Annotated in this window: 21 protein-coding genes; 16 read left to right on the forward strand and 5 right to left on the reverse strand. The window is 67.0% G+C overall.

Features of this window, described 5'->3' with window-relative positions; genetic code table 11:
* Window positions 1-41: 41 nt before the first annotated feature.
* The gene (efp, locus tag AC5RWA_RS19160; protein ID WP_050054941.1) at window positions 42-605 is read left to right on the forward strand and encodes an elongation factor P; all 564 of its coding nucleotides are present in this window, start codon (window positions 42-44) and stop codon (window positions 603-605) included.
* Window positions 605-1015, forward strand: a complete 411-nt coding sequence (gene nusB, locus AC5RWA_RS19165; RefSeq protein WP_079596206.1) for a transcription antitermination factor NusB — start codon at window positions 605-607, stop codon at window positions 1013-1015. The genes efp and nusB overlap by 1 nt, the downstream gene beginning before the upstream one ends.
* Window positions 1016-1113: 98 nt before the next feature.
* Here the strand turns inward: nusB and AC5RWA_RS19170 are convergent, their stop codons facing one another.
* The gene (locus AC5RWA_RS19170) at window positions 1114-2391 is read right to left on the reverse strand and encodes a PrsW family intramembrane metalloprotease (protein WP_494058686.1); all 1278 of its coding nucleotides are present in this window, start codon (window positions 2389-2391) and stop codon (window positions 1114-1116) included.
* Window positions 2392-2570: 179 nt separating this feature from the next.
* Between AC5RWA_RS19170 and pyrR the strand changes: the two genes are divergently transcribed.
* The 13 genes from pyrR (at window position 2571) to AC5RWA_RS19235 (ending at window position 17722) form a co-directional block, all read left to right on the forward strand.
* Window positions 2571-3158, forward strand: coding sequence for a bifunctional pyr operon transcriptional regulator/uracil phosphoribosyltransferase PyrR (gene pyrR, locus AC5RWA_RS19175; RefSeq protein WP_494058687.1), 588 nt, complete (start codon window positions 2571-2573; stop codon window positions 3156-3158).
* Window positions 3155-4180, forward strand: a complete 1026-nt coding sequence (locus AC5RWA_RS19180) for an aspartate carbamoyltransferase catalytic subunit (RefSeq protein WP_115525750.1) — start codon at window positions 3155-3157, stop codon at window positions 4178-4180. The genes pyrR and AC5RWA_RS19180 overlap by 4 nt, the downstream gene beginning before the upstream one ends.
* Window positions 4180-5514, forward strand: a complete 1335-nt coding sequence (locus AC5RWA_RS19185; protein ID WP_494058688.1) for a dihydroorotase — start codon at window positions 4180-4182, stop codon at window positions 5512-5514. Before AC5RWA_RS19180 ends, AC5RWA_RS19185 begins: the two co-directional genes overlap by 1 nt.
* Window positions 5514-6035: a PH-like domain-containing protein gene (locus tag AC5RWA_RS19190; RefSeq protein ID WP_494058689.1), complete on the forward strand. Its 522-nt coding sequence runs from the start codon at window positions 5514-5516 to the stop codon at window positions 6033-6035. Before AC5RWA_RS19185 ends, AC5RWA_RS19190 begins: the two co-directional genes overlap by 1 nt.
* A gap of 79 nt (window positions 6036-6114) precedes the next feature.
* Window positions 6115-7365 carry a glutamine-hydrolyzing carbamoyl-phosphate synthase small subunit gene (gene carA / locus AC5RWA_RS19195; protein WP_275725654.1) on the forward strand — a complete coding sequence of 417 codons (1251 nt, stop codon included), beginning with the start codon at window positions 6115-6117 and terminating at the stop codon, window positions 7363-7365.
* The gene (gene carB, locus AC5RWA_RS19200) at window positions 7365-10679 is read left to right on the forward strand and encodes a carbamoyl-phosphate synthase large subunit (RefSeq protein ID WP_494058690.1); all 3315 of its coding nucleotides are present in this window, start codon (window positions 7365-7367) and stop codon (window positions 10677-10679) included. The genes carA and carB overlap by 1 nt, the downstream gene beginning before the upstream one ends.
* Window positions 10672-11532, forward strand: coding sequence for an orotidine-5'-phosphate decarboxylase (gene pyrF / locus AC5RWA_RS19205; RefSeq protein ID WP_494058691.1), 861 nt, complete (start codon window positions 10672-10674; stop codon window positions 11530-11532). The genes carB and pyrF overlap by 8 nt, the downstream gene beginning before the upstream one ends.
* 111 nt (window positions 11533-11643) lie before the next feature.
* Window positions 11644-11961, forward strand: coding sequence for an integration host factor, actinobacterial type (gene mihF / locus AC5RWA_RS19210; protein ID WP_176156798.1), 318 nt, complete (start codon window positions 11644-11646; stop codon window positions 11959-11961).
* Window positions 11962-12005: 44 nt separating this feature from the next.
* Window positions 12006-12599, forward strand: a complete 594-nt coding sequence (gene gmk, locus AC5RWA_RS19215) for a guanylate kinase (protein ID WP_115525755.1) — start codon at window positions 12006-12008, stop codon at window positions 12597-12599.
* A gap of 15 nt (window positions 12600-12614) precedes the next feature.
* Complete coding sequence (gene rpoZ, locus AC5RWA_RS19220; protein WP_003800778.1) at window positions 12615-12875, forward strand: DNA-directed RNA polymerase subunit omega; 261 nt, start codon at window positions 12615-12617, stop codon at window positions 12873-12875.
* A 38-nt stretch (window positions 12876-12913) separates the two neighbouring features.
* Complete coding sequence (gene coaBC, locus AC5RWA_RS19225) at window positions 12914-14170, forward strand: bifunctional phosphopantothenoylcysteine decarboxylase/phosphopantothenate--cysteine ligase CoaBC (RefSeq protein ID WP_494058692.1); 1257 nt, start codon at window positions 12914-12916, stop codon at window positions 14168-14170.
* 76 nt (window positions 14171-14246) lie between these two features.
* A complete protein-coding gene (gene metK, locus AC5RWA_RS19230) occupies window positions 14247-15482 on the forward strand; it encodes a methionine adenosyltransferase (RefSeq protein ID WP_079596195.1) in 1236 nt (411 codons plus the stop codon).
* Between the two features lie 89 nt (window positions 15483-15571).
* A complete protein-coding gene (locus AC5RWA_RS19235; RefSeq protein WP_494058693.1) occupies window positions 15572-17722 on the forward strand; it encodes a primosomal protein N' in 2151 nt (716 codons plus the stop codon).
* Here AC5RWA_RS19235 and AC5RWA_RS19240 read toward each other — a convergent pair.
* The 3 genes from AC5RWA_RS19240 to AC5RWA_RS19250 are packed head-to-tail and all read right to left on the reverse strand — an operon-like array spanning window position 17719 to window position 20599.
* Window positions 17719-18792, reverse strand: coding sequence for a glycosyltransferase family 4 protein (locus AC5RWA_RS19240; protein WP_115525758.1), 1074 nt, complete (start codon window positions 18790-18792; stop codon window positions 17719-17721). The two genes, AC5RWA_RS19235 and AC5RWA_RS19240, sit on opposite strands and share 4 nt — an antisense overlap.
* Complete coding sequence (locus tag AC5RWA_RS19245; protein WP_494058694.1) at window positions 18789-19718, reverse strand: alpha/beta fold hydrolase; 930 nt, start codon at window positions 19716-19718, stop codon at window positions 18789-18791. Before AC5RWA_RS19245 ends, AC5RWA_RS19240 begins: the two co-directional genes overlap by 4 nt.
* Window positions 19719-19729: 11 nt before the next feature.
* Complete coding sequence (locus tag AC5RWA_RS19250) at window positions 19730-20599, reverse strand: aldo/keto reductase (RefSeq protein ID WP_079596191.1); 870 nt, start codon at window positions 20597-20599, stop codon at window positions 19730-19732.
* 146 nt (window positions 20600-20745) lie between these two features.
* Between AC5RWA_RS19250 and glpK the strand changes: the two genes are divergently transcribed.
* On the forward strand, window positions 20746-22260 hold the full coding sequence (glpK, locus tag AC5RWA_RS19255; protein ID WP_494058695.1) for a glycerol kinase GlpK: 1515 nt from the start codon (window positions 20746-20748) through the stop codon (window positions 22258-22260).
* 17 nt (window positions 22261-22277) lie between these two features.
* Here the strand turns inward: glpK and AC5RWA_RS19260 are convergent, their stop codons facing one another.
* On the reverse strand, window positions 22278-24560 hold the full coding sequence (locus tag AC5RWA_RS19260; RefSeq protein WP_494058696.1) for a PEP/pyruvate-binding domain-containing protein: 2283 nt from the start codon (window positions 24558-24560) through the stop codon (window positions 22278-22280).
* Window positions 24561-24791 lie beyond the last annotated feature (231 nt).

Here is a 24791-nt window from a genome sequence, read left to right on the forward strand (position 1 = left end):
CGTCTGACCACGTAACCAGACACAGAAACCAGAGGAAACCAGTGGCAACCACTAACGACATCAAGAACGGAACGGTCCTGAAGCTTGAGGGCCAGCTCTGGAACATCATTGAATTCCAGCACGTCAAGCCGGGCAAGGGCGGAGCCTTTGTGCGGACCAAGATGCGCAACGTGATGTCCGGCAAGGTTGTGGATAAGACGTTCAACGCCGGCCTCAAGATCGAGACCGCCACGGTGGACCGCCGCGACTACCAGTACCTGTACCAGGACGGCGCAGACTTCGTCTTCATGGACACCTCCGACTACGACCAGATCACGGTCTCGGGCGCCACGGTGGGCGACGCCACCAACTTCATGCTCGAAAACCAGATGGTCAACATCGCCATCCACGAGGGCACCCCGCTGTACATCGAACTGCCGCCGAGCGTTGTGCTGGAGATCACCTACACCGAGCCGGGCCTGCAGGGCGACCGCTCCTCCGCAGGCACCAAGCCGGCCACCCTCGAAACGGGCTACGAGATCCAGGTCCCGCTGTTCATCGAGAACAACACCAAGGTCAAGGTGGACACCCGCGACGGCAGCTACCTCGGCCGGGTCACCGAGTAGTGAGCGCACGCGGTAAAGCCCGCAACAGGGCGCTGGACGTTCTTTTCGAGGCCGAGCAGCGCTCGGTGTCAGCTTTCGACGTCCTCCGGGCGCGCAGGGAAAAGACCGACCAAATCATCAATCCCTACACACTTGAAATCGTCGAGGGCGTGCTGTCCCAGCAGGCCGCCATCGACGAGTTCCTGGAAACCTACTCGCAGGGCTGGAGCCTGGAACGGATGCCGTCCGTGGACCGCATCATTTTGCGGATCGGCACCTGGGAACTGCTCTACAACGACGACGTCCCGGACGGCGTGGCGGTCAGCGAAGCCGTGGCACTCGCCAAGACGCTTTCCACCGACGAGTCGCCCCAGTTCATCAACGGACTCCTGGGCCGGCTGCAGCAGCTGAAGCCTTCGCTGCTCGCCTAGCCAGGCGCGGCCACCCGGCACACCGGCACAAGGGCCGGCTTCCACCACCGTGGAGGCCGGCCCTTTCGCTATTAACTAAGGATTCCGCCGTCGGGGCCTCAGGCGGCGACTGCCGCGCGCAGGGCAAGGATGCGCTGCAGCTGCTGCCGTTCCTCAGCCTGGTGCAGCTGGACGTCGCGTCCGCTCAGGATGCGCTGCCTGGTGTTCGCCAGGTGCGTCGCGGCCTTCAGGAATTCCTTCATCTGCCGCTTCCTGCCATAACCGCTCGCCCAGCTCAGGGCCGTGCGCCGGCCGCCCAGCGTAGCGAGGAGCTCCACCTCGGCCGGGGTGAACCAGCCGGCGGCGGAGTATTCCAGCAGCCGCTGGCGCGTCAGGCGCTTCTCGGCCACCCGCAGCAGGATGATGCCACCCACCGCGAGGAAAAAGATTGGCACCTGGACCAGGATGTAGTCCACCAGGAAGCCCTGACCCATGCTGTTCCAGCGATTGTGCAGGAACATGGCCGGCAGCAGCCCCACAACGAAGGCGGCCACCGAGGCGCCCGTATGCCAGCGCCTGGCGGCGAAACCCATGATGAGCCCCGTGCTGCCCGTGAAGATCGCATGGGCGAACGGGGACATCACGCCGCGGAGGAAAAAGACCTGGGCAAAGTCGCTTGCCGGGCTCGCCGATTCCGCAATCGCCCGCCCGAAGTACAGGATGTTTTCGGTGAAGGCAAAGCCGCCCGCGATGGTGAACGCGAACACCACACCGTCCACGGGCCCGTCAAAATGCCTCCTCGCGAAAAGGAGAAGCAGGAGCAGGCCGAGGGACTTGGCAAACTCCTCCACGATGGGCGCCTGCACGGTCGCCATGTACGTCTGCAGGTCAGGGACGTCCGAAAACTGGAAGGTGAGCACAAAAAACGGCTGGATGAGGAGCGTGACGGCGATGGACACAGCGGCGCCCCAGGTAAAGGCAAAGAACAGCAGGCGCTTCGGCTCGGGTTCCCACTTGTCGATGACGTAGACCGCAAGGAGCACCGCCGACAGCGGGAGCAGCGAGGCCAGGAATCCAATCAGGAAACCCGCCGTGCCGGTGTTGGACAGCAGGAACGGCACCACCAGGAACAGGCTGAGGAACGCCAGCGCGCTGCCGGCCACGGTGAGGCCCAGCAGGCCGCCGCGGGTCCGGGCCGCACGTACTGCCGCGCCCTGGAACTCCGGCGGAACCACCGCATTCACGGGCCTGCCCTGATGGCCCGGCGCAGGGCGGTAGTTTTCCGGCTCAACGTGCCCCATCCAGCTGGGATTCGCCTCGCGGGGGAGCGGCCCGGACCTTCCGAAGTGTGGATCTTCCGGCGGGCCCTGGTATGGCTGGCGTGGATACATCGACATATCCGAAAGCCTAGGGGGGAGGCGCCGCCGCACCAAGGACCCGGCTGCGGTGGCGCCGCGGATGTGACCAGCACCGCGTCCCGCCGGCACCGGCCGGCCGGAGCCCATGTGGTAATTTTGGTACGCACATGATCCTTTTTTAATTCCGTCCTGTGAGGCGGGGAAAGGGGAGACGAGCGTTGACTTCTGTCACCAGCGCACCGGTTCCAGCCAGGGTAGTCCTTAGCCAGGCGGACATTGACCGGGCCCTCACTCGTATCGCCCATGAGATCCTCGAGGCCAACAAGGGTTCCCAGGACCTCGTCCTGCTGGGCATTCCACGCCGCGGCTATCCGCTGGCAGTCCGGCTCGCCGAAAAAATCGCCGCCGCGGACAACACTGTTGACGCCGCGGCCATCGTGGGCCAGCTCGACGTCACCATGTTCCGGGACGACCTCTCGCACCAGGGGACACGCCCGCCCCACCCCACCAAGCTGCCGCGTACGGGCATCGACAACAAGGTGGTGGTCCTGATCGATGACGTCCTCTACTCCGGCCGCACCATCCGCGCAGCCCTGGACGCCCTCATCGACCTCGGACGCCCCCGCATCGTCCGGCTCGCCGTGCTGATCGACCGGGGCCACCGCGAACTCCCCATCCGCGCAGACCACGTGGGCAAGAACCTCCCCACCTCCTCCGCCGAAAAAGTCCGGGTCCGGCTGGAAGAAACGGACACGCCCGCCGGCGGCACCCCTGTCAACGAAGTAGTGATCGAAGGCGGCTCGTGAAGCACCTGCTCTCCACCCAGGACCTCAGCCGGTCGAACGCCATCCGGATCCTGGACACCGCCGAGGAAATGGCGGCCGTCGGCGACCGTGAAGTGAAAAAGCTCCCCGCCCTGCGCGGCCGCACGGTGGTGAACCTCTTCTTCGAGGACTCCACCCGCACCCGCATCTCCTTCGAAGCGGCCGCCAAGCGCCTCTCCGCGGACGTCATCAACTTCGCCGCGAAGGGATCCTCGGTGTCCAAGGGCGAGTCCCTCAAGGACACGGCCCAGACACTCTCCGCGATGGGTGCGGACGCCGTCGTCATCCGCCACTGGGCCTCCGGGGCACCGCACCGGCTGGCCGCGACGGACTGGATCGACGCCGGCGTCATCAACGCCGGCGACGGCACCCATGAACACCCCACCCAGGCACTGCTGGACGCCTTCACCATGCGCCGGCACTGGTCGCGCCTGGCCGGCACCGGGTCCGAAGGCGCCGATCTTACGGGCATGCGCGTAGCCATCGCCGGCGACGTCCTGCACTCCCGGGTTGCCCGCTCCAACGTCTGGCTCCTGCGCACCCTCGGCGCGGATGTCACCCTGGTGGCGCCGCCCACGCTGCTGCCCATCGGCGTCGAAAAATGGCCCTGCAAGGTCAGCTACAACCTGGACGAAACCCTCGAAGGCGGAGTCGACGCCGTCATGATGCTCCGCGTCCAGGGCGAACGGATGAACGCGTCATTCTTCCCCACCACCCGCGAATACTCCCGCCGCTGGGGCTTCGACGACACCCGCCTCCGGTCCCTCGACAGGCTCGGCATGAAGGACACCATCATCATGCACCCCGGCCCCATGAACCGGGGCCTGGAAATCTCCGCAGCCGCCGCTGACTCACCCCGCTCCACCGTGCTGGACCAGGTCCGCAACGGAGTGTCGGTGCGGATGGCCGCCCTCTACCTGCTGCTTTCCGGGGACACCCGCGAACCAGCCGCCACTCCCGCCCTGGCCTACGCCGGCACCCATTCCACCAAGGAGACCAACTGATGGCAGGCAACACCGGAACCTATCTGATCCAAGGCGCCTCCATCCTGGGCGGTGAACCGGCGGACCTGCTGATCCGTGACGGCATCATCGCCGAAACCGGCAGCGGCCTGTCAGCCGACGGGGCCAGGGTGATCGACGCCGCCGGCCTGGTGGCGCTGCCCGGCATGGTGGACGTGCACACGCACCTCCGCGAGCCGGGCCGCGAGGACGCCGAGACGGTGGAAACAGGAACCCGCGCAGCAGCGCTGGGCGGCTACACCGCTGTCCATGCCATGGCCAACAGCACCCCCGTTGCGGACACCGCAGGCGTGGTGGAGCAGGTCTACTCGCTGGGCCGGACGGCCGGCTGGGTGGATGTGCGGCCCGTCGGCGCAGTCACCGTGGGCCTCGCGGGGGAGCAGCTGGCCGAACTTGGCGCCATGGCCGATTCCCGCGCCCGGGTCCGCATGTTCTCCGACGACGGCATCTGCGTCCACGATCCCGTCCTGATGCGCCGCGCCCTGGAGTACGTCAAAGCGTTCGACGGCGTAGTGGCCCAGCACGCGCAGGAGCCGCGGCTGACGGCCGGTGCCCAGATGAATGAAGGCGAGGTGTCCGCCGTACTGGGCCTCACCGGATGGCCCGCGGTGGCAGAGGAAAGCATCATCGCCCGCGACGTCCTGCTGGCCCAGCACGTGGGCTCTCGCCTGCACGTGTGCCACGTCTCCACAGCCGGCTCGGTGGAAATCATCCGCTGGGCCAAGGAACGCGGCATCAACGTCACCGCCGAGGTGACGCCGCACCACCTGCTGCTGACCGATGACCTGGTCCGCAGCTACGATCCCGTCTACAAGGTCAACCCCCCGCTGCGCACGGACGCGGACGTCCAGGCATTGCGCGCAGGGCTGGCAGACGGCACCATCGACGTTGTGGGTACCGACCATGCGCCGCACCCCAGCGAGCACAAGGAGTGCGAGTGGGCGCAGGCCGCCATGGGCATGACCGGCCTGGAAACCGCCCTGTCCGTGGTGCAGCACACCATGATTGAAACCGGCCTGATGGGCTGGGCGGACTTCGCGCGCGTCACCTCCACCGCGGCGGCACGCATCGGCCGGCTCGAGGACCAGGGCCGTCCCCTCGAAGCAGGGGAACCCGCAAACGTCATCCTGGTGGACCCCGCCGCGCGCTGGACCGTGGACCCGTTTCGCATGGCAACCATGGGCCGCAACTCGCCCTTCAAGGGCCGGGAGCTGCCGGGCAAGGTGGTGGCCACCTTCTTCAAAGGACACCCCACCGTCCTGGACGGCGAACTCAACACCCCGTACCCGCATGCGGTGTCCGCAGGCGCCGCCTGATGGATACCCAGCTGCTCTCGCTGGCCATCACGCTGGCACTCATCGCCGTCGCGTTCGGCCTCATCTGGCTGGGCTGGCGGAACCGCCTGAAGCGCCAGTCCGACGTCGAACAGCTGCCCCCGGTGCCTGCGGCACCCGGCGAGCCCCTCGCCGTCGCGGAGGGCCAGTACATTGCGACCACCACCGGCGGCGACTGGCTGGACCGGATCGCCGTGCACGGCCTCGGCATCCGCACCACGTCCACCCTCGCGGTGTACCCGCACGGAGTCCTCTTCGACCGCTCCGGGGCCCAGGCGCTCTACATCCCGGCCACCTCCCTGCACGGCGTACGGCAGGACAGCGGCATGGCCGGCAAGTTCGTCGAGAAGGACGGCCTCCTGGTGGTGACATGGGTGCTCGGCCCCCATGAGCTGGACACCGGGTTCCGCACCCGCCGTGCCGCGGACAAGGACGTGCTGTTCACGGCACTCCAGCAATTGATCTCCTCAGCCCCGGCGGCCGACGCCAACAGTGGAAAGTAAGACAGTGACGGACCACGCAGCGACCACACCAGCAGCGAACCAGACAGCAGCCACAGACCCAGCAGTGAAAGCGAATACAGTGACAGCAACCACCTCCGCTCCGGCAGTCCTCGTCCTCGAGGACGGCCGCATCTTCCGCGGGACCAGCTACGGAGCCACCGGAACCGCGTTGGGCGAAGCCGTTTTCGCCACCGGCATGACCGGGTACCAGGAAACCATCACGGACCCCTCCTACGCCCGCCAGCTGGTGGTCCAGACCGCCCCGCACATCGGCAACACCGGCGTCAACAGCGAGGACGCCGAATCCCGCCGCATCTGGGTTGCCGGCTACATCGTCCGCGACGCCGCCCGGCGGCCCTCCAACTGGCGCTCCGAGCGTTCCCTCGATGAGGAACTGGCCGAGCAGGGGATCGTGGGCATCCAGGGCGTTGACACCCGCGCCATCACCCGCCACCTGCGCGAGCACAAGACCATGCGCGCCGGCATTTTCTCGGGCGACGCCGCGCAGGCAACGGACAAGGAACTCCTCGACGCCGTCCTGGCCAGCGCCCCCATGGAGGGCGCACGCCTGGCGGAGGAAGTCAGCGTGGACGAGGCCTACGTCGTTGATCCCAAGGACCACGGCTGGGACGGCGACGCGCGGTTCAGCATCGCCGCGATCGACCTCGGCATCAAGGCCATGACGCCCATCCGGTTTGCCGAGCGCGGCGTGCGCGTCCACGTCCTCCCGGCCACCGCCACCCTGGAAGACGTCAAGGCCGTCAACCCGGACGGTGTCTTTATGTCCAACGGCCCCGGCGACCCCGCCACCGCCGACGTCCAGGTGAAGCTGCTCCGCTCCGTCCTGGACGAGAAGCTGCCCTACTTCGGCATCTGCTTCGGAAACCAGATCCTGGGCCGCGCCCTGGGCTTCGGCACCTACAAGCTCCGCTACGGCCACCGCGGCATCAACCAGCCCGTGATGGACCGCCGCACGGGCAAGGTGGAGATCACCTCGCAGAACCACGGCTTCGCCGTGGACGCACCGCTCGACGGCGCCACGCAGGCTCCGGAGGAACGTTACGGGCGCGTCGAGGTCAGCCACGTCAGCCTGAACGACGACGTCGTTGAAGGCCTCGCCTGCCTGGACATCCCGGCCTTCTCCGTGCAGTACCACCCGGAGGCAGCCGCCGGCCCGCACGACGCCGCCTACCTCTTCGACCGCTTCATCGAGCTGATGGAGGGAACCCGGGACGGCAGGACCGCCAACCTGTCCAAGGAGCCTGTGGACTCCGTGCATAATCCGATCGAACGCAACGCCGCTGACAACAAGACTGAGGACAAGAAGTAATGCCCAAGAGAACTGACCTTAAGAGCGTTCTGGTCATCGGATCCGGACCCATCGTGATCGGCCAGGCGGCCGAGTTCGACTACTCCGGCACCCAGGCGCTGCGCGTCCTCAAAGAGGAGGGCCTCCGGGTCATCCTGGTGAACTCCAACCCGGCCACCATCATGACCGACCCCGAGTTCGCCGATGCCACCTACGTAGAGCCCATCACCCCCGAGGTGGTGGAGAAGATCATCGCCAAGGAACGCCCGGACGCCGTGCTGCCCACCCTGGGCGGACAGACCGCGTTGAACACTGCCATTGCGCTGGACAAGAACGGCGTCCTCGAGAAGTACAACGTGGAGCTCATCGGCGCCAACATCGCCGCCATCGAACTGGGCGAGGACCGCGAGAAGTTCAAGGGCGTGGTGGAGCGCTGCGGCGCAGAATCGGCCCGCAGCCACATCATCCACACCATGGACGAGGCCCTCAAAGCCGCCGAGGACCTGGGCTACCCCATGGTGGTCCGCCCCTCCTTCACCATGGGCGGCCTGGGCTCCGGCCTGGCCTACAACGAGGATGACCTCCGCCGCATCGTGGGCCAGGGCCTGCAGTACAGCCCCACCAGCGAGGTGCTGCTCGAAGAGAGCATCCTCGGCTGGAAGGAATACGAGCTCGAAATGATGCGCGACAAGAACGACAACGTCGTTGTTGTCTGCTCCATCGAGAACTTCGACCCCGTGGGCGTCCACACCGGCGACTCCATCACCGTCGCCCCCGCGCTGACCCTCACCGACCGTGAATACCAGCGGCTGCGCGACATCTCCATCGCCGTGATCCGGGAAGTGGGCGTGGACACCGGCGGCTGCAACATCCAGTTCGCCATCGACCCCGCCACCGGCCGCGTGGTGGTCATCGAGATGAACCCCCGCGTTTCCCGCTCCTCGGCACTGGCGTCCAAGGCCACCGGCTTCGCCATCGCCAAGATCGCCACCAAGCTCTCGCTGGGCTACACGCTCGATGAAATCCCCAACGACATCACCCAGAAGACGCCGGCATCCTTCGAGCCCACCCTCGACTACGTCGTCGTCAAGGTTCCGCGCTTCGCGTTCGAGAAGTTCCCCGCCGCGGACAACACCCTCACCACCACCATGAAGTCGGTGGGCGAAGCCATGGCCATGGGCCGCAACTTCACCGAAGCCCTGCAGAAGGCCCTGCGCTCACTCGAGCAGAAGGGCTCGCAGCTGGACTTCAGCAGCGTCCCGGAATGGGAAGTGGCAGAGCTGATCGAAAAGGCCAAGCGCCCCACCACCGAGCGCCTGCACCAGGTCCAGCGCGCCCTCCTGGGCGGCGCCACCGTAGAGCAGCTATTCGAGGCGACCAAGATCGACCCCTGGTTCCTCGACCAGCTCCAGCTGCTGAACGAGATCTCCCACGAGATCCGCCAGGCCGGCGCCCTCACCAAGGAGATGCTCCAGCGCGCCAAGCGCCACGGCTTCTCCGACGAACAGATTGGTGCGCTCACCCACAACCCGGAGGCCGTGGTCCGCGGTGTCCGCCAGGCACTGGGCATCCGTCCCGTCTACAAGACCGTGGACACCTGCGCCGCCGAGTTCGCCGCGTACACCCCGTACCACTACTCGGCCTATGACGAGGAGGACGAGGTGGCGCTGCACTCCAAGCCGTCCATCCTCATCCTGGGTTCCGGCCCCAACCGCATCGGCCAGGGTATTGAGTTCGACTACTCCTGCGTCCACGCCTCCATCGCACTGCGCAAGGCCGGCTACGAGACCGTGATGGTCAACTGCAACCCGGAAACCGTCTCCACCGACTACGACATCTCCACCCGCCTGTACTTCGAGCCGCTCACGCTCGAGGACGTGCTGGAGGTCATCGCTGCGGAGGAACGCACCGGCGGCGTCATGGGCGTGTTCGTGCAGCTCGGCGGCCAGACACCCCTGAAGCTGGCCCAGCAGCTGGCTGACGCCGGTGTTCCCATCCTTGGCACGTCCCCGGAGGCCATCGACCTCGCCGAGCACCGCGGAATGTTCTCCCGCGTGCTGGACAAGGCCGGACTCATCTCTCCGAAGAACGGCACCGCCGTTTCCTTCGAGGACGCCAAGAAGATCGCGGATGAGATCGGCTATCCCGTGCTGGTGCGCCCGTCCTACGTCCTGGGCGGCCGCGGCATGGAAATTGTCTACGACGAGCCCAACCTCTCCCGCTACATCGCCAACGCCACGGAAATCACCCCGGACCACCCGGTGCTGATTGACCGGTTCCTTGAGGACGCCGTCGAAATCGACGTCGATGCGCTCTTTGACGGCACGGACATGTACCTGGGCGGCATCATGGAGCACATCGAGGAAGCCGGCATCCACTCCGGCGACTCCGCCTGCGTCCTGCCGCCCATCACCCTGGGCAGCAACGTCCTGGAGCGGGTCCGCACCGCAACCCGCGCCATCGCCGAAGGCGTGGGCGTGCGCGGCCTGATCAACATCCAGTTCGCGCTGGCCTCCGACGTCCTGTACGTCCTGGAAGCCAACCCGCGCGCGTCCCGCACCGTGCCCTTCGTGTCCAAGGCCACCGGCGTCCAGATGGCCAAGGCCGCAGCCCTGATCGGCACCGGCGTGACCATCAACCAGCTGCGCACTGCCTACAAGATGCTGCCGGAAACCGGCGACGGCTCCACCCTGCCCCTGGACGCCCCCGTCTCGGTCAAGGAAGCAGTCCTGCCGTTCAGTCGCTTCCGTACCCTGGAAGGCAAGGTCGTCGACTCCCTGCTCGGCCCGGAAATGCGCTCCACCGGCGAGGTCATGGGCATCGACAAGCACTTCGACACCGCCTTCGCCAAGAGCCAGGCCGGCGCCAACAACGCCCTCCCCACCGAAGGCAAGATCTTTGTCTCCGTGGCCAACCGGGACAAGCGCTCGGTGATCATGGGTGTCAAGCGGCTCTCGGACCTCGGCTTCGAGATCGTCTCCACCGGGGGTACGGCGGACGTCCTGCGCCGCAACGGCATCCAGGCGACACCCGTCCGCAAGGTGGCCGAGGGCAGCAGCGCCGAAGGCGAAGGCACCATTGCCGATCTCGTCATCGCCGGCGAGATCGACATGGTCTTCAACACCCCGTCCGGCGGCGAAGCCCGCAGCGACGGCTATGAGCTCCGTGCCGCCGCAACGTCCATCGGCATCCCCTGCATCACCACGGTGGCCGAGTTCAACGCCGCGGTCCAGGCCATCGAAGCCATGCGTACCTACGAGTGGTCCGTCACCAGCCTGCAGGAGCACGCCGCGGCGTTGGCGGCCTCGCAGAAGGCGGCCCTCCAGCATGCCTGAGCAGGTATCCGCAGCCGGCCGGGAGTCTTTCGGCTCCCGGCTCGGCGCGGCCATGGCCGCCCGCGGCCCGCTGTGCGTGGGCATCGATCCGCACCCTGCGCTGTTGAAGGGCTGGGGGCTGGACGACGACGCCGCCGGGCTGAGGCGCTTTTCGCTGACAGTCCTGGAGGCGGTGGCTTCGCTCGCTGCCGCGGTCAAGCCGCAGGTGGCCCTGTACGAACGCCACGGCTCTGCCGGGATTTCTGTGCTGGAAGAGCTTCTTGCCGCTGCCAGGGATGAATCGGTGCTCACCATCGCCGATGCCAAGCGCGGCGACATCGGGTCCACCATGGCCGCCTACGCCGACGCCTGGCTCCGCGACGGATCCCCGCTGGCCGCAGATTCTGTCACCCTCAGCCCCTACCTGGGGTTCGAGTCGCTGCGTCCCGCCCTGGACCTGGCAGCGGAGACCGGGCGGGGAGTGTTCGTCCTCGCCCTGACCTCCAACCCCGAGGGTGCCTCGGTCCAGCACGTCGGGGGAGCTGACTCCGTGGCGCGCCGGATCACGGAGGCAGCAGCCGCGGAAAACGCCCGCTATCAGGGGAGCCTCGGCTCCGTCGGGCTGGTGGTCGGCGCAACCGTCGGGTCCGCCCTGACCGAACTAAACCTGGACCTGGCGGCCCTGCGCGGCCCCATCCTGGCCCCGGGACTGGGAGCCCAAGGGGCAACGCCGGCGGACCTTCGGGCCACATTCGGGGCTGCTTACCGGTACGTTCTGGGCACCTCCAGCAGGGACATCCTCTCGGCCGGGCCTGACCTGCGCGGACTTCGCGAAGCTGCCCTGCGGACGCTGGACGGGCTGCGCGCCGAATAGCGCTCCGTTTCGCGTTTTGCATTGATTCAGGCAGCACCAAAGGGTAGTTTCAGGACAGGTCCAAGGGCGGCCGCCCTTGGACATAATCCGCCGAATCCGGGGGTGTCCTTCATGGTGCTGCGACCGCTATCCGCGACGGAACGGGCTGACGCCCTGAACAAGGCAGCCGCGGCCAGGGCTACCCGGGCCGCTGCCAAGGAAAGCCTGAAAAACGGCGAGAGGTCCGCGGCGGACATCATCAACTCCGCCATGGAGGATGACGCCCTGGCGCGGATGCGGGTTTCAGAGCTCCTTGAGGCACTGCCGGGGATCGGCAAGGTCCGGGCAGCGGCAATTATGGACCAGCTGGGCATTGCGACGTCCCGCAGGGTCCGCGGCCTGGGCGTGCACCAGCGCCGGGCGCTGGTAGATTTTATAGACGAGCATTAGGGCGGCCTGCGGCCGGCCATCCCCGAACTCCGGCAAAGGAATACGTGAGCAAGAATCCTGGACTGACAGTCCTCGCAGGTCCGACGGCTGTTGGCAAAGGCACCGTGTCCACCTACATCCGCGACAACTACCCCGAGGTCTGGCTGTCCGTCTCGGCCACCACCAGGGCTCCCCGGCCCGGCGAAGTGGACGGAGTCCACTACTTCTTCAAAACCAAGGAGGAGTTCGAGCAGCTCATTGCTGCCGGGGAACTCCTGGAATGGGCCGTGGTGCATGGCCAGAACACCTACGGCACCCTGAAGAGCACGGTGAACCAGGCCATCTCCGAGGGCCGGTCGGTGCTCCTGGAGATCGACCTGCAGGGCGCCCGGCAGGTCAAGGCGGCCGTCCCTGACGCACAGTTCGTGTTCCTGGCCCCGCCCACCTGGGACGAAATGGTGCGCCGCCTGGTGGGCCGCGGCACCGAAACACCCGAGGAACAGCAGCGGCGGCTGGAAACCGCTAAACTGGAACTTGCTGCTGAACCGGAGTTCGACCACACCGTCATCAATGACGACGTCCGCCGGGCAGCGGACGAGCTTGTTTCACTCATGGGGCTGACGCCGCACCCACACCTGCCGGAACCGTCAGCCCGCTAGAAATTTGGAGAATTCGTGTCCACGAACCTTGAAGGCATCATCAACCCGCCGATCGACTCGCTGCTTGAAGCAGCCGACTCCAAGTACGGCCTGGTGATCTTCGGTGCCAAGCGTGCTCGTCAGATCAACGCCTACTACGCGCAGCTGCACGAGGGCCTCTTCGAGTACGTCGGGCCGCTAGTAGACACCAAGCTGAACGAAAAGTCGCTCTCGATCGCACTGCGCGAGATCAACGAAGGCAAGCTGGTTTCCACACCGATCGAAGCCGCAGAGTAATCCTGCCGCTTATCTGACTTGCTGTTGACGGAGGTCACGTGCGCATAGTCCTCGGAGTCGGGGGAGGGATTGCCGCCTACAAGGTGGCATCGCTCCTCCGGCTTTTTACTGAAGCCGGCCATAACGTCACGGTGATTCCCACGGAGGCGTCCACGCGCTTTGTCGGCACCGCCACCTGGGAGGCGCTGTCCGGGAACCCGGTCAGCAACAGCGTTTTCGACGACGTCCACCAGGTCAACCACGTCAGGCTCGGCCACGAGGCCGACCTCGTGGTCATCGCACCGGCCACGGCCGACCTGCTCGCCAAGGCTGCCACCGGACAAGCCGGAGACCTTCTCACCAATACCCTCCTCATGGCCCGCGGGCCGGTGCTGTTCGCGCCCGCCATGCATACGGAAATGTGGCAGCACGCCGCCACCCGCGCCAACGTGGAGATGCTTCGTACCCGCGGTGCCGCAGTCCTCGAGCCCGCCACCGGCAGGCTCACCGGCGCCGACTCCGGTCCCGGGCGGCTGCCCGAGCCGCAGGTCATTTTTGACGCCGCAATGGCCCTGGTGCAGGGGCAGACCGACTACCAGCTGCCGCTGGCCGGCCGCACCGTCACCATCAGCGCCGGCGGAACCCGCGAACCCCTCGACCCCGTGCGGTTCCTCGGCAACCGTTCCTCCGGGAAACAGGGGGTAGCGCTGGCCGTTGCCGCGCGCAACGCAGGGGCCACGGTCCGGCTGCTCGCCGCCCACATGGAAGTTCCTGTGCCTGCCGGCGTCGACGTGGTGCCCGTGGAAACAGCCCTGCAGCTTCGCGAGGCGGCACTGGCAGCCGCCGCTGACTCCGACGTCATCATCATGTCCGCTGCCGTGGCAGATTTCCGTCCCGCTGAGGTGTCGGACACCAAAATCAAGAAACGCGATGACAGCGCCGACCCCGTCATCACCCTGGTCCGCAACCCGGACATCCTCCATGAACTGGTGGAACTGCGTAACAGTGCACTTCCAAACACTGCCGGCCCGGCAGGCGATCACCAGCTGATCGTCGGATTCGCCGCCGAAACCGGCGACAGCCACGGCGATGTCCTGGCCTACGCGCAGGCGAAGCTCCAGCGCAAGGGATGCGACCTGCTGGTGGTGAACCACGTCGGCTCCGACAAGGTGTTTGGCCAGGACACCAATTCCGTGGTCATCCTGGCGCGGTCAGGCTCCGAACCACAGGAGGCGGCCGGAACCAAGACAGAGGTTGCCGCTGCCATCATCAGCCGGATCGGCTTTGAACTGAACCACGTTTCGCCCCGGGCCTGAGTGTTCCCCGCCACGTTCGCTTAGCACGGGGACATCTCCAGCGGGGCGTACGGACTCCAACCAGTAAGGTAGTTGAGTGACTTTACCCCTGCACCTTCCCCAGACCTCCGGCGCCGCGCCCACCGCGCTCCGGCTGTTCACCTCCGAGTCGGTCACCGAAGGCCACCCGGACAAGATCTGCGACCAGATCAGTGACGCTATCCTGGACGCCCTGCTGGCGGCAGATCCGGAATCCAGGGTAGCCGTGGAAACCATGGCCACCACCGGGCTGGTGCACGTGGCAGGTGAGGTCACCACCGACGCCTACGTTGAAATCCCGCAGATCGTCCGCGAGACCATCCTGGGGATCGGCTACGACTCCTCGGCCAACGGGTTCGACGGCGCCCGGTGCGGCGTCTCGGTATCCATCGGCCAGCAGTCCAACGACATCGCCGGCGGCGTCTTCAATTCGCTGGAAGCCCGCGAGGGACGCCAGGAGGACGACTACGACCTGCAGGGCGCCGGCGACCAGGGCCTGATGTTCGGCTACGCCAGCGACGAAACACCCTCCTACATGCCCACGCCCATCTGGCTGGCACACCGCTTGTCGGAACGGCTCACCGAAGTCCGGAAATCCGGTGAACTGGCCTACCTCCGCCCGGACGGCAAAACCCAGGTGACCGTGGGCTACGACCGGGACGTACCCGTCTCGGTGGAAACCGTGGTCATCTCCAGCCAGCACGCGGAAGGCGCAAGCCTGGAGCAGCTCCGGGCAGACCTGGCCGCCATCGTGATCGACCCGGTCCTGGCAGGCGCCAACCTGGATATTTCGCGGACCAAGAACATCCTCAACCCCGCCGGCGAATTCGTCATTGGCGGCCCCGTTGGCGATGCCGGCCTGACCGGCCGCAAGATCATCGTTGACACCTACGGCGGCATGGCCCGCCACGGCGGCGGAGCCTTCTCCGGCAAGGACCCGTCCAAGGTGGACCGGTCCGCGGCCTATGCCATGCGCTGGGTTGCCAAGAACGTGGTGGCGGCCGGGCTGGCCAAGCGGGCGGAAATCCAGATTGCCTACGCCATCGGTCAGGCCCGCCCGGTGGGCACCTACGTGGAAACCTTCGGCACCGAAACCGTCGATCCTGCCCGGATCAGCGCTGCCATCGCCGAAATCTTCGACCTGCGCCCGCGTGCCATCATCGACGCCCTGGACCTGAAGCGCCCCATCTACGCCAAGACTGCAGCGCATGGCCACTTCGGCCGCGACGAACCCGACTTCACCTGGGAGCGCCTGGACCGCGTAGACGAGCTGAAGGCTTTCTTCAACGCCTAGGAACATTGCATCCGGTCCCCTGGCGCAAATGTCAGTGCCCGGTGCTTGGCTTGGCATGTCCACCCGGGAGCTGAATGGAGGTAGCCGCAATGGTTGCTGACAACCCAGTCCAGCCCGGGCTGGACTTTCCCGCCGGGTCCGGACATACCGTTCAGCCCTCCCTGCTGCAGGGCTTTCCGTCGCGGAAGCTGCCTGCGGGGATCACCCTGGCCGGCCATCTCCCCGTGGCCCGGGTACTGGTTGAGTCGTCCCTGCCGCACCTGGACCGCCCCTTCGACTATGCAGTTCCTGCCGCCCTCGATCACGCCGCCCAGCCGGGCGTCCGGGTCAAGGTCAGCTTCAACGGCCAGGACCTCAGCGGTTTTGTCCTGGAACGGGTTGCCGAATCGGACGCCGGGCACACCCTGGTGCCGTTGTCGAAGGTGGTGTCCCCGGTCCCGGTCCTGACGCCGGCCGTACGTGACCTGGCCACCGCCGTTGCCGCCCGTTATGCGGGGACCGTGAGTGATGTCCTTCGCGTTGCCGTACCGCCCAGGGTGGCCCGGCTGGAAAAGGAGTTTCCCGGCGCAGGCGCGGAGGCCGGAACGGTTGCGGAGCCGGAGGGCACAGGCCAGGAAGACGACGACGGCCTGCCGTCTGCCCCTGCCTCCGCCTGGGCCGCTTACCGGAACGGCCCCGCTTTCCTCAGGCATCTTGCCGACGGCGGTGCCCCCCGTGCCGCTCTCAACCCGCTGCAGGGATACGGCCCGGCCGGCTGGCCCCGCCTGCTGGCCGAGGCGGCCGCCGCTGCGTACGCTGCAGGACGCGGTGCCGTGCTTGTGGTGCCGGACTACCGCGACCTTGACCGGCTCGAGGACGCTCTCAAGGAAGTGCTGCCGGAGGAAGCCGTGGCCAGGCTCGCCGCAGATGATGGCCCCACCCCCCGGTACCGGAACTTCCTGCGCCTGCTGGCAGGGACCGCCCGGGTGGCCATCGGCACCAGGTCCGCCGCTTTCGCCCCCGTCAAAGAGCTTGGCCTGGTGGCGTGCTGGGACGACGGCGACGACCTCCATATCGAGCAGCGCGCACCTTATGCCCATGCCCGGGAGGTCCTGCTCCTGCGCGCCGGGCAGGAAGGCGCCGCGTGCCTGCTGGCAGGGCATGCCCGCAGCACCGAGGTCCAGCGGCTTGTGGATGCCGGCTGGGCACTGCCCGTCGAGTCGGAGCGTGCCGCCACCCGCCGGACTGTGCCGCGGGTCGTCAACACCGCGGACAGCTTCGAGCAGGAACGCGATCCGCTGGCCACGATTGCCCGCCTTCCCGGTGCCGCCTGGCGTGCTGCCAAGGAGGGCCTCGAACGCGGCCCCGTCCTGGTCCAGGTGGCTCGCGCCGGCTACGCGCCGTCCCTCGCCTGCGAGACCTGCCGCGAGCCCGCCCGGTGCGGAGCCTGCCAGGGGCCGCTCGCGCTTGCCGGTACGTCCGCCATGCCCCAGTGCCGTTGGTGTTCCACGCCGGCCCCGGACTGGCAGTGCCCGCATTGCGGTGGCCGCCGGCTCCGCAAGGGTGCCACCGGGGTCCTGCGAACGGCAGAAGAACTCGGCCGTGCGTTCCCCGGAAAAACCGTCATCACCTCCTCCGGCGACCAGGTGAAGGCCTCGGTGGGCGGGGGCAAGGCCCTGGTGGTGGCCACGGTGGGCGCCGAACCGGTGGCCGACGGCGGTTATGCGGCGGCCCTGCTGCTGGACGGTGATTCGCTGCTGCGCCGCGAAACGCTCCGTGCCGGAGAAGACACCGTGCGCCGCTGGTTCAACGCCGCAGCCCTGGTCCGCCCGGCACCCGAGGGCGGCCTGGTGGTGGTGACCGCCACAGAGACCGCCGCTGTGGGAGCCCTGCTGCGCTGGGACCCGGCCGGCTATGCACAGCGGGAACTGTCCCTGCGGACCGAACTGCAGCTTCCGCCGGCGGTGCGCATTGCGTCCGTTACCGGGCCCCGCTCCGCCGTCGAACACTACACCGGAGCCGTGGAAGCAGAACTCGGGACGGCGGGCATCATCCTGCGGACCGCAGGCCCGGCACCCGTGCTGCTCACCAGCCAGCCCTCACCCCGGCGCCCGGCCGAGGACGTCCGCACCCTGCTGTTCTTCCCGTACAGCCAGGCGGCCGCCGTCGTCCGCGTGCTGCGGGTGACACGGGCAGCGGCGGCGGCCAAGCGCACCATGGAACCCGTCCAGGTCCGGCTGGACGGGGTCGATGTCCTTTAGCGGCGCCGCTTCACAATCTCTGCCGCGACGTCCACCAGTTGGCGGGCGGACTCCTCCCAGCTGAACTCACGTGCGCGGCTGACGGCCCGGCGCGACGCCTCCTGCCACCGTTCGCCATCCTGAAGCTTTGCCACCGCTTCGGCGAACTGCTGCGGGGATGCCGGGTCCACGTATGTTGCCGCGTCACCGCCCACTTCACGGAAGATGGGAATGTCACTGGCGATGACGGGCGTGCCGATCGCCATGGCCTCCACCAGCGGAAGGCCGTACCCTTCGGCCCGGGAAAGGCTCACCAGCGCCGTTGCCGTCCTCAGCAGTGCGGCATACTCCTCGTCCGTCACGCCGTTGTGGAAGACCACCGAGGCGCCCGGTGGAACCAGGGACTCCAGCTCTGCCCGCCGCTGCGGCGTGATCCTGCTCAGCAGGTGGAGGGTGTAGCCGGGAAGCTCTGCCATGCCGGCCACCATGGTTTCCACGTTCTTGTAGGGCATGAAAGACCCCATGTAGACGATGGACTGCCCGGCACCTGCTTCCGCCGGGCGCGGGTCCTGCTCCGGCTGCGGGGCGTTGCTGATGATCCGCACCGGGCGGCGGGTGAGGCGGTACTTGGCAATCAGTGCCTCAGTGGTACGGCTGATGGTGGCCACCGTGTCGGCCCGGTCAAGGAGCAGCCGTTGCGGCCAGAACGCCTTGTGGTAGAGCCGCCACAGCAGCCGCACCGGGGCGGGCAGGAACCCGGGCGGTTCCGGGTGCTCGTAGTAGATCAGGTCGTGCAGGGTCAGGACGAGCCCGTACCTCCGCCCCCAGGTGCCCATTGTCTGCATGGGACACACCACAACGTCGGCCCCCAGGGCGTTGACCTTCCGGGCCACGAACAGTTCCAGCGGTGAGAGCGGGCTGCTGATCAGGGTGTAGGGAACGTCCGGGAGCAGTGCCAGCTGCCGGACGTCGGAGATGAGCATGGACACGTCAGCGATTTTTGCGGTCGCGGCGATCAGGCTTGCCCCGTAGCGGCTGATGCCGTCATGGTGGTCAGTCCTGGTGAACCGGGCATCGATGACGATCTTCATGCGGGGTGGTCCTTCAGGAAGCTGCGGATGTAGGTGGCGGCCGGCCCGGGAGTTTCGTAATGGATCAGATGTCCCACCCCGGGAATCACCCGGAGTTCCGCGTCCGGGAGCAGGGCCAGCAGGCGGTGCTGGTCGGGGAGGGTGGCGATCTCGTCCTTCTCGCCGGCGATCAGCAGGACGGGAAGGGCCAGGCGTGCGGCCACCTCCGCAACATGGCTGCTGACCGATGCGGTGAAGGACTCGAGCAGGCTGTCCCGGTTGGCGAAGGCGCTGAAGTAGGCATGGTGCTGGCCGTGGATGAAACTGCGGAGGTTGCGGTCGCCCGTCTTCGCCATCGCTTCGCTCATCACCCGGACGATGAGCGGGCTGCGGAGCAGCGCCAGTCCCAGGGGACGGGGGAGCCGTGCGGCCAGCCGGTAGTACAGCACGGCCAGCCGGGTCATGATTCCCTTGGGCCCCTCGAGGGCCGGAGCGGCAATGGGGTTGATGAGGATCAGCGGGGTAACGGCCGTTGGATGCTCTGCCACGTAGTGTGCCGCGATGATGGACCCGAAGGAGTGCCCCAGCAGGACCGTGTCCGGTCCCAGATCCATGGCCGCCATGAAGTCTGTGATGAATTGGCCGTAGCGCTGCACGGAGTGGGGGCCGGAGTCGAAAGGCCCGGAACTGCCGAACCCGGGAAGGTCGGGCATGATGATGCGCATGTCCGGAAGCTGGTCCGCAACGCGCAGGAGGCCATGATGGTCGCCGCGGAACCCGTGGATCACCAGGATGGTCCTGGTGTCCGGGCCGGTTTCCAGGGGGTCATAAGTCCAGAAGGCGACCTTGGTTCCGTCAAGCTCCACGGTGGAGGCGGTGGTGCGTGCCGCCAGGTCCGGGCTGATGTAGGCAGGCGCGGCTGATGGCCCGGGGTTTGTTGTTTTCATGAATCGTGGCCTTAGTTGACGTTGTCCGGATGGGAGCCTGTGCGCTGTCCCCGCTCAAGTCCTGCGAGTGCAGCCATGTCCCGTTCAGAAAGTTCGAAGCGGAACACGTCCAGGTTCTCCCGGATGCGCGCCTCAGAGCTGGCTTTGGGCACGGCGGCATGCCCCAGCTGGACATGCCAGCGGAGGATGATCTGGGCGGGGGTCCTGCGGTGTTCCGCCGCGCACGCCTGGACAACAGGGTCAGCCAGGACCTGGCCGCGGCCCAGGGGGCTCCACGCTTCGGTCATGATGCCCAGCTCGCGGTGCTTGCCGCGCAGTTCCTCCTGTTGCAGCCACGGGTGCAGTTCCACCTGGTTGACGGCCGGAACCACTTCGGCCGTCTGCAGCAGGCGGTCCAGGTGGGCGGGCTGGAAATTGCTGACGCCGATGGCACGCACCCTGCCTTCCCGGTAGAGCGTCTCGAGCGCCCGGTAGGTCTCCGGAAAGAGCCCCTTCCGCGGGCAGGGCCAATGGATGAGGTACATGTCCACGTAGTCCAGCCCCAGGTTCACCATGGACGTATCGAAGGCCCGCAGCGTGGCGTCGTAGCCGTGGTGGTCGTTCCACACCTTGGTGGTGATGAACACGTCCTCCCTGGACAATGCCGGAAAAGACTCACCCGATCCGCCGCTGCCCGGTTGCGTGCTGAGCTGCGGGCCGACGCCGCGGGCAACGCCAAGTTCGTTGCCGTACATCGCCGCGGTGTCGAAACGCCGGTAGCCGGCACCAAGTGCGACGGCGACCAGCCCTTCCGCGTCCCGGGCAGGCACCTTGTACAGCCCGAAACCGAGCTGGTCGATCAGCACGCCGTTGTTCAGGCTGAGCTTGGGTGAGGTTCTCATACCATCGACTCTACCCAGTCAGTGTGGCCTGGCCTTCGAAATGCGCCAGCCTCCGCGCGGTGGCTTCCAGGGCTTGTCACGAGTCCGGTGCGATCATTGCAGGGACGGGCGCTTGCCAACAGCCGCCACCAAGACAAGGACGTCACATGAACCAGTACATACTCGCCCTCGACCAGGGCACCACCAGCACCCGCGCGATTATCTTTGACCACGGTGGGGCGATCGTCTCATCGGGCCAGATGGAACACGAACAGATCTTCCCCCAGGCGGGGTGGGTTGAGCACAGCCCGGCCGAGATCTGGAACAACACCCGGGAGGTCATCGCCTCCGCCCTGGCTAAGGCAAACCTGACACGGCACGATATTGCCGCCGTCGGAATCACCAACCAGCGCGAAACAGCTGTGGTGTGGGACAAAACCACCGGTGAGGCCGTGTACAACGCCATCGTGTGGCAGGACACGCGCACCCAGGGCATCGTGGATGAGCTGGCCAGGGACGGGGGAGCGGACCGCTTCAAACAGAAGGTGGGCCTGCCGCTGGCAACCTACTTCTCCGGCACCAAGATCATGTGGATCCTGGACAACGTGGACGGCGCCAGGGAAAAAGCCGAGGCCGGTGACCTGGTGTTCGGCAACACCGACGCCTGGGTCCTCTGGAACCTGACCGGCGGCGTGGACGGCGGAGTCCACGCCACCGACGTCACCAACGCCTCCCGCACACTGTTCATGGACCTGGAGACCCTGCAGTGGGACGACGAAATCCTCGGCGTCTTCGGGGTCCCGCGGTCCATGATGCCGGACATCAAGTCGTCCTCGGAGGTGTACGGCCGCGTGCATACGTCCCAGTTGCTCAGGGAAACTCCGGTGGCCGGCATCCTGGGCGACCAGCAGGCGGCCACCTTCGGCCAGGCAGCCTTCCAGGCCGGCGAGGCCAAGAACACCTATGGCACCGGATGCTTCCTGATCTTCAACACGGGCGAAGAGATCGTCCATTCCAGGAACGGCCTCCTCACCACGGTGGGCTACAAACTGGGCGACGCCGCACCCCACTACGCCCTGGAAGGTTCGATCGCCGTCACCGGCTCCCTCATCCAGTGGCTGCGGGACAACCTGGGAATGATCAGCAGCGCCCCCGAGGTGGAAACCCTGGCCGCATCGGTCAAGGACAACGGCGGTGTGTACATCGTGCCGGCGTTCTCCGGCCTGTTCGCCCCCTATTGGCGGTCCGACGCGCGCGGCGCCATCGTGGGCCTTACCCGCTTCGTCAACAGGAACCACATCGCCCGTGCCGCACTGGAAGCCACCGCATTCCAGACCCGCGAGGTGCTGGACGCGGTCAACGCGGACTCCGGCGTGCCGCTCACCGAACTAAAGGTCGACGGCGGCATGGTCGCCAACGACGCGCTGATGCAGTTCCAGGCGGACATCCTGGGCGTACCGGTGATCCGTCCCATGGTGGTGGAAACCACTGCCCTCGGCGCAGCCTACGCCGCCGGCCTCGCCGTCGGCTTCTGGAAGGACCTCGGCGAACTCTCGGCCAACTGGTCGGAGGACAAGCGCTGGGAACCCCAACTGGACCAGGCCGAACAGGACAGGCAGCTGCGGCTCTGGAGGAAGGCCGTCACCAAGTCCATGGATTGGGTGGACGAGGACGTGAAGTAACCCAATTCTGGCTTCTTTCAGCCCCTGTGGGTTTCGATGGTGCCGGCGTTGCCGTCGACTGTTACTAACTGTCCCGTTCTCAGGACGTGGGTGGCGTTGCCGGTGCCCACCACTGCGGGGATGCCGTACTCGCGTGCAATCAGGGAGGCGTGCGCTGCCAGATTGCCGCCGTCGGTGACTACTGCCGCGGCATCGGTGAAAAGCGGGGTCCAGGCCGGCGTCGTGACCCTCGCTACCAGGACTTCGCCCGGCATGAATTGGGCGAAGTCCCCGGGGCCGTCAACCACGCGCACCCGGCCCATGGCCCGGCCGGGACTGGCCGGATGCCCCACAATGGCACCGCCCGGCAGGTTCCTGGTGCTCCGGGCCGAATTGGCAATGCGGTCAAAGGCGTTGCCCAGCAGCGGCGGCATCTTACCCAGGGTCAGCGGGGCTGCCAGCTTCCGCTGCCGGAGCCAGTCAGCCCGGCGCCGGGACACGGCGTCCTGCTGGGGCGGCGCGTCCGTACGCAGGGCATCCAGCGTCACGAAGTAGACGTCGTCAGGGGCCGCGATGATTCCACGGTCATGGAGACGGGCGCCCAGCTCCGCGGCACAGCGGCGAAGCAGTGGCCAGCCCAGGGTAAAGTCCCGGACCTGCTCTTCGCGGAGGATTGCGTAGTGCTGTGCCACGCTCAGGAGGACTTCGAACTTCTCCAGCCGAGGGGTTCCCCTGAGTACCGCGCGGCACGCCGCCTCGGTTATTGTTCGCCGCTCAGCTGCCACCGTGGCGGGAAGCGGCCCGGACGTGCCACCCGACTCCGCGTGGGAGGGGAAGCGTTCACCCGCCGTCGGGTGGTACCAGTCGAGGCTGTATACGGCATGGGGAACAACGGCAGGCAGGGGCGACAGGCCGCCCAGAAGGACCTGGTACCCCATGGCGTTCTCCGAACCCGGTGCTGCTGCTGCGAGCGCGCCGGCGAGGTGCCGGCGCCAAAACCTGCCCAAGGCAACTTCCATTTTCCATGCGGCGCCGCCTGTGGTCGAAATAAACCAGAGGTATTCCCCAGCCTGCCGGGCCACCTCATCCACAACGGCAATCAGTTCCGGCATTGTTGCAGCAGGCACTGCCGGCCGCGATGAGTCGATAAGGGCCTTGTAAGCAGGCAGGCACTCTTGGCGCCATGTGCCCTCAAGGCCGCGAAGGACCTTCCTGTCCGCACCTGCCGGGTCGAACGTTGGCCGCAGGACCGCGTTGATGAAGAACGACAAGGACTGTCTGGCCTCCCCACCGAAGAGCATCCGGGGGATGGACGTAGGACTGGGCGGGGAAAAGTAATACCAGCCGTTGACTACCCCGCTGAACACGGGCGCGGCGACTCCCAGGGTCTCTCCCAATGTCCCGTTGAAGGCATCATCCATCCGCGGGACCAGCCAGTCCATGAACAAGGGCGTCACAGGTTCGGGCAGCCATTCGCCCAGCCGGAAATTCCTCACCCAGATGCCTTTACCTGGCGGTTCCCACAGTACGGGATCAGGCAGGGCGGTCATGGGGCGGGCCTGGAGGATCTGGACGTGGCCGTCGCGGTCCACCGCCCATTCAATGTCCTGCGGGCAGCCGAAATGCCGGGCGATCCTGCCCGCGATGGCGGCCACCGCCGTCGCGGTTTCACCCGAGAGGACTGCGCCCTTCCCGCGCGCCGGCATGGGCCGTCCCGCCCGGACGATCCATTCCTCTCCTGTCTGCAGGCCCGAGACGAGGCTCTCACCCAGCCCCGGGACAGCGGAGATGACAGTTTCGCTGCGGTCCCCGGTCAGGGGGTTGGCGGTGAAGGCGACGCCTGCGGCCGCGGCATCCACCATCTGCTGCACCAGGACGGCCATGCCCTGGCCTCCATGCGCCGGACCAAGGTCATCGCGATGCTGCTCGAGGCCCGACTCGTAGGCGCGGACGCGGTCCGCCGTTGCAGCGTCACAACAGCGTTCGACGGCGGCAGCCAGGTCAGCGGCGGACACGTTGAGGTAGCTCTCATACATGCCCGCGAACGACGCCCCGGGCAAGTCCTCGGCGGCGGCCGAGGACCGCACAGCATACGGGCCAGGCCCGGCCCTGCGGGCAGCGGCCTGGAGTGTGCCATCCAGCCCGGCGCCGGCGTCCTGCGTCCTGGCTGTTGTGAGGGCAGCGCAGGTCACAACGAATCCGGCCGGGACCGGGAACCCGGCCGCGGCCAGCCCGGACAAGGCCGCAGCCTTGCTGCCGGCGGTTTCCCTTGCCAGCGCGGCGGGGTGACCCAGAGGGGGAAACGGGATGTCTTCGCTCACGGGAGTCACCGGTCCGGATCAGTTGTTGCGCGGACCCCAGTCTATTCCTGCGCTTCCGGGCAGGACAGGGCCGTCTACGCAGCGGCACCGCGGTGCTACGGTGCGCTAAAGTAGTTCCATGCGTGCGATCCTTCTGCTTAGTTAGCCGCCAGGTGTCCGGGACAACGGACAGCTGAGCGGCAGCCCCTCCATGGTGAGGGGCTTTTGTGTGTCCGGGAGTATTTCCGGGCC

Source organism: Arthrobacter sp. 210 2, from assembly GCF_059093025.1.

Excerpts from the sequence above, each read along its gene's own strand:
- AC5RWA_RS19245 (WP_494058694.1), bottom strand. The coding sequence starts at position 19,718 with ATGAAAACAACAAACCCCGGGCCATCAGCCGCGCCTGCCTACATCAGC.
- pyrF (WP_494058691.1), top strand. The coding sequence starts at position 10,672 with ATGCCTGAGCAGGTATCCGCAGCCGGCCGGGAGTCTTTCGGCTCCCGG.
- AC5RWA_RS19240 (WP_115525758.1), bottom strand. The coding sequence starts at position 18,792 with ATGAAGATCGTCATCGATGCCCGGTTCACCAGGACTGACCACCATGAC.
- AC5RWA_RS19235 (WP_494058693.1), top strand. The coding sequence starts at position 15,572 with ATGGTTGCTGACAACCCAGTCCAGCCCGGGCTGGACTTTCCCGCCGGG.
- mihF (WP_176156798.1), top strand. The coding sequence starts at position 11,644 with ATGGTGCTGCGACCGCTATCCGCGACGGAACGGGCTGACGCCCTGAAC.
- AC5RWA_RS19250 (WP_079596191.1), bottom strand. The coding sequence starts at position 20,599 with ATGAGAACCTCACCCAAGCTCAGCCTGAACAACGGCGTGCTGATCGAC.
- AC5RWA_RS19185 (WP_494058688.1), top strand. The coding sequence starts at position 4,180 with ATGGCAGGCAACACCGGAACCTATCTGATCCAAGGCGCCTCCATCCTG.
- AC5RWA_RS19170 (WP_494058686.1), bottom strand. The coding sequence starts at position 2,391 with ATGTCGATGTATCCACGCCAGCCATACCAGGGCCCGCCGGAAGATCCA.
- AC5RWA_RS19190 (WP_494058689.1), top strand. The coding sequence starts at position 5,514 with ATGGATACCCAGCTGCTCTCGCTGGCCATCACGCTGGCACTCATCGCC.
- carB (WP_494058690.1), top strand. The coding sequence starts at position 7,365 with ATGCCCAAGAGAACTGACCTTAAGAGCGTTCTGGTCATCGGATCCGGA.
- glpK (WP_494058695.1), top strand. The coding sequence starts at position 20,746 with ATGAACCAGTACATACTCGCCCTCGACCAGGGCACCACCAGCACCCGC.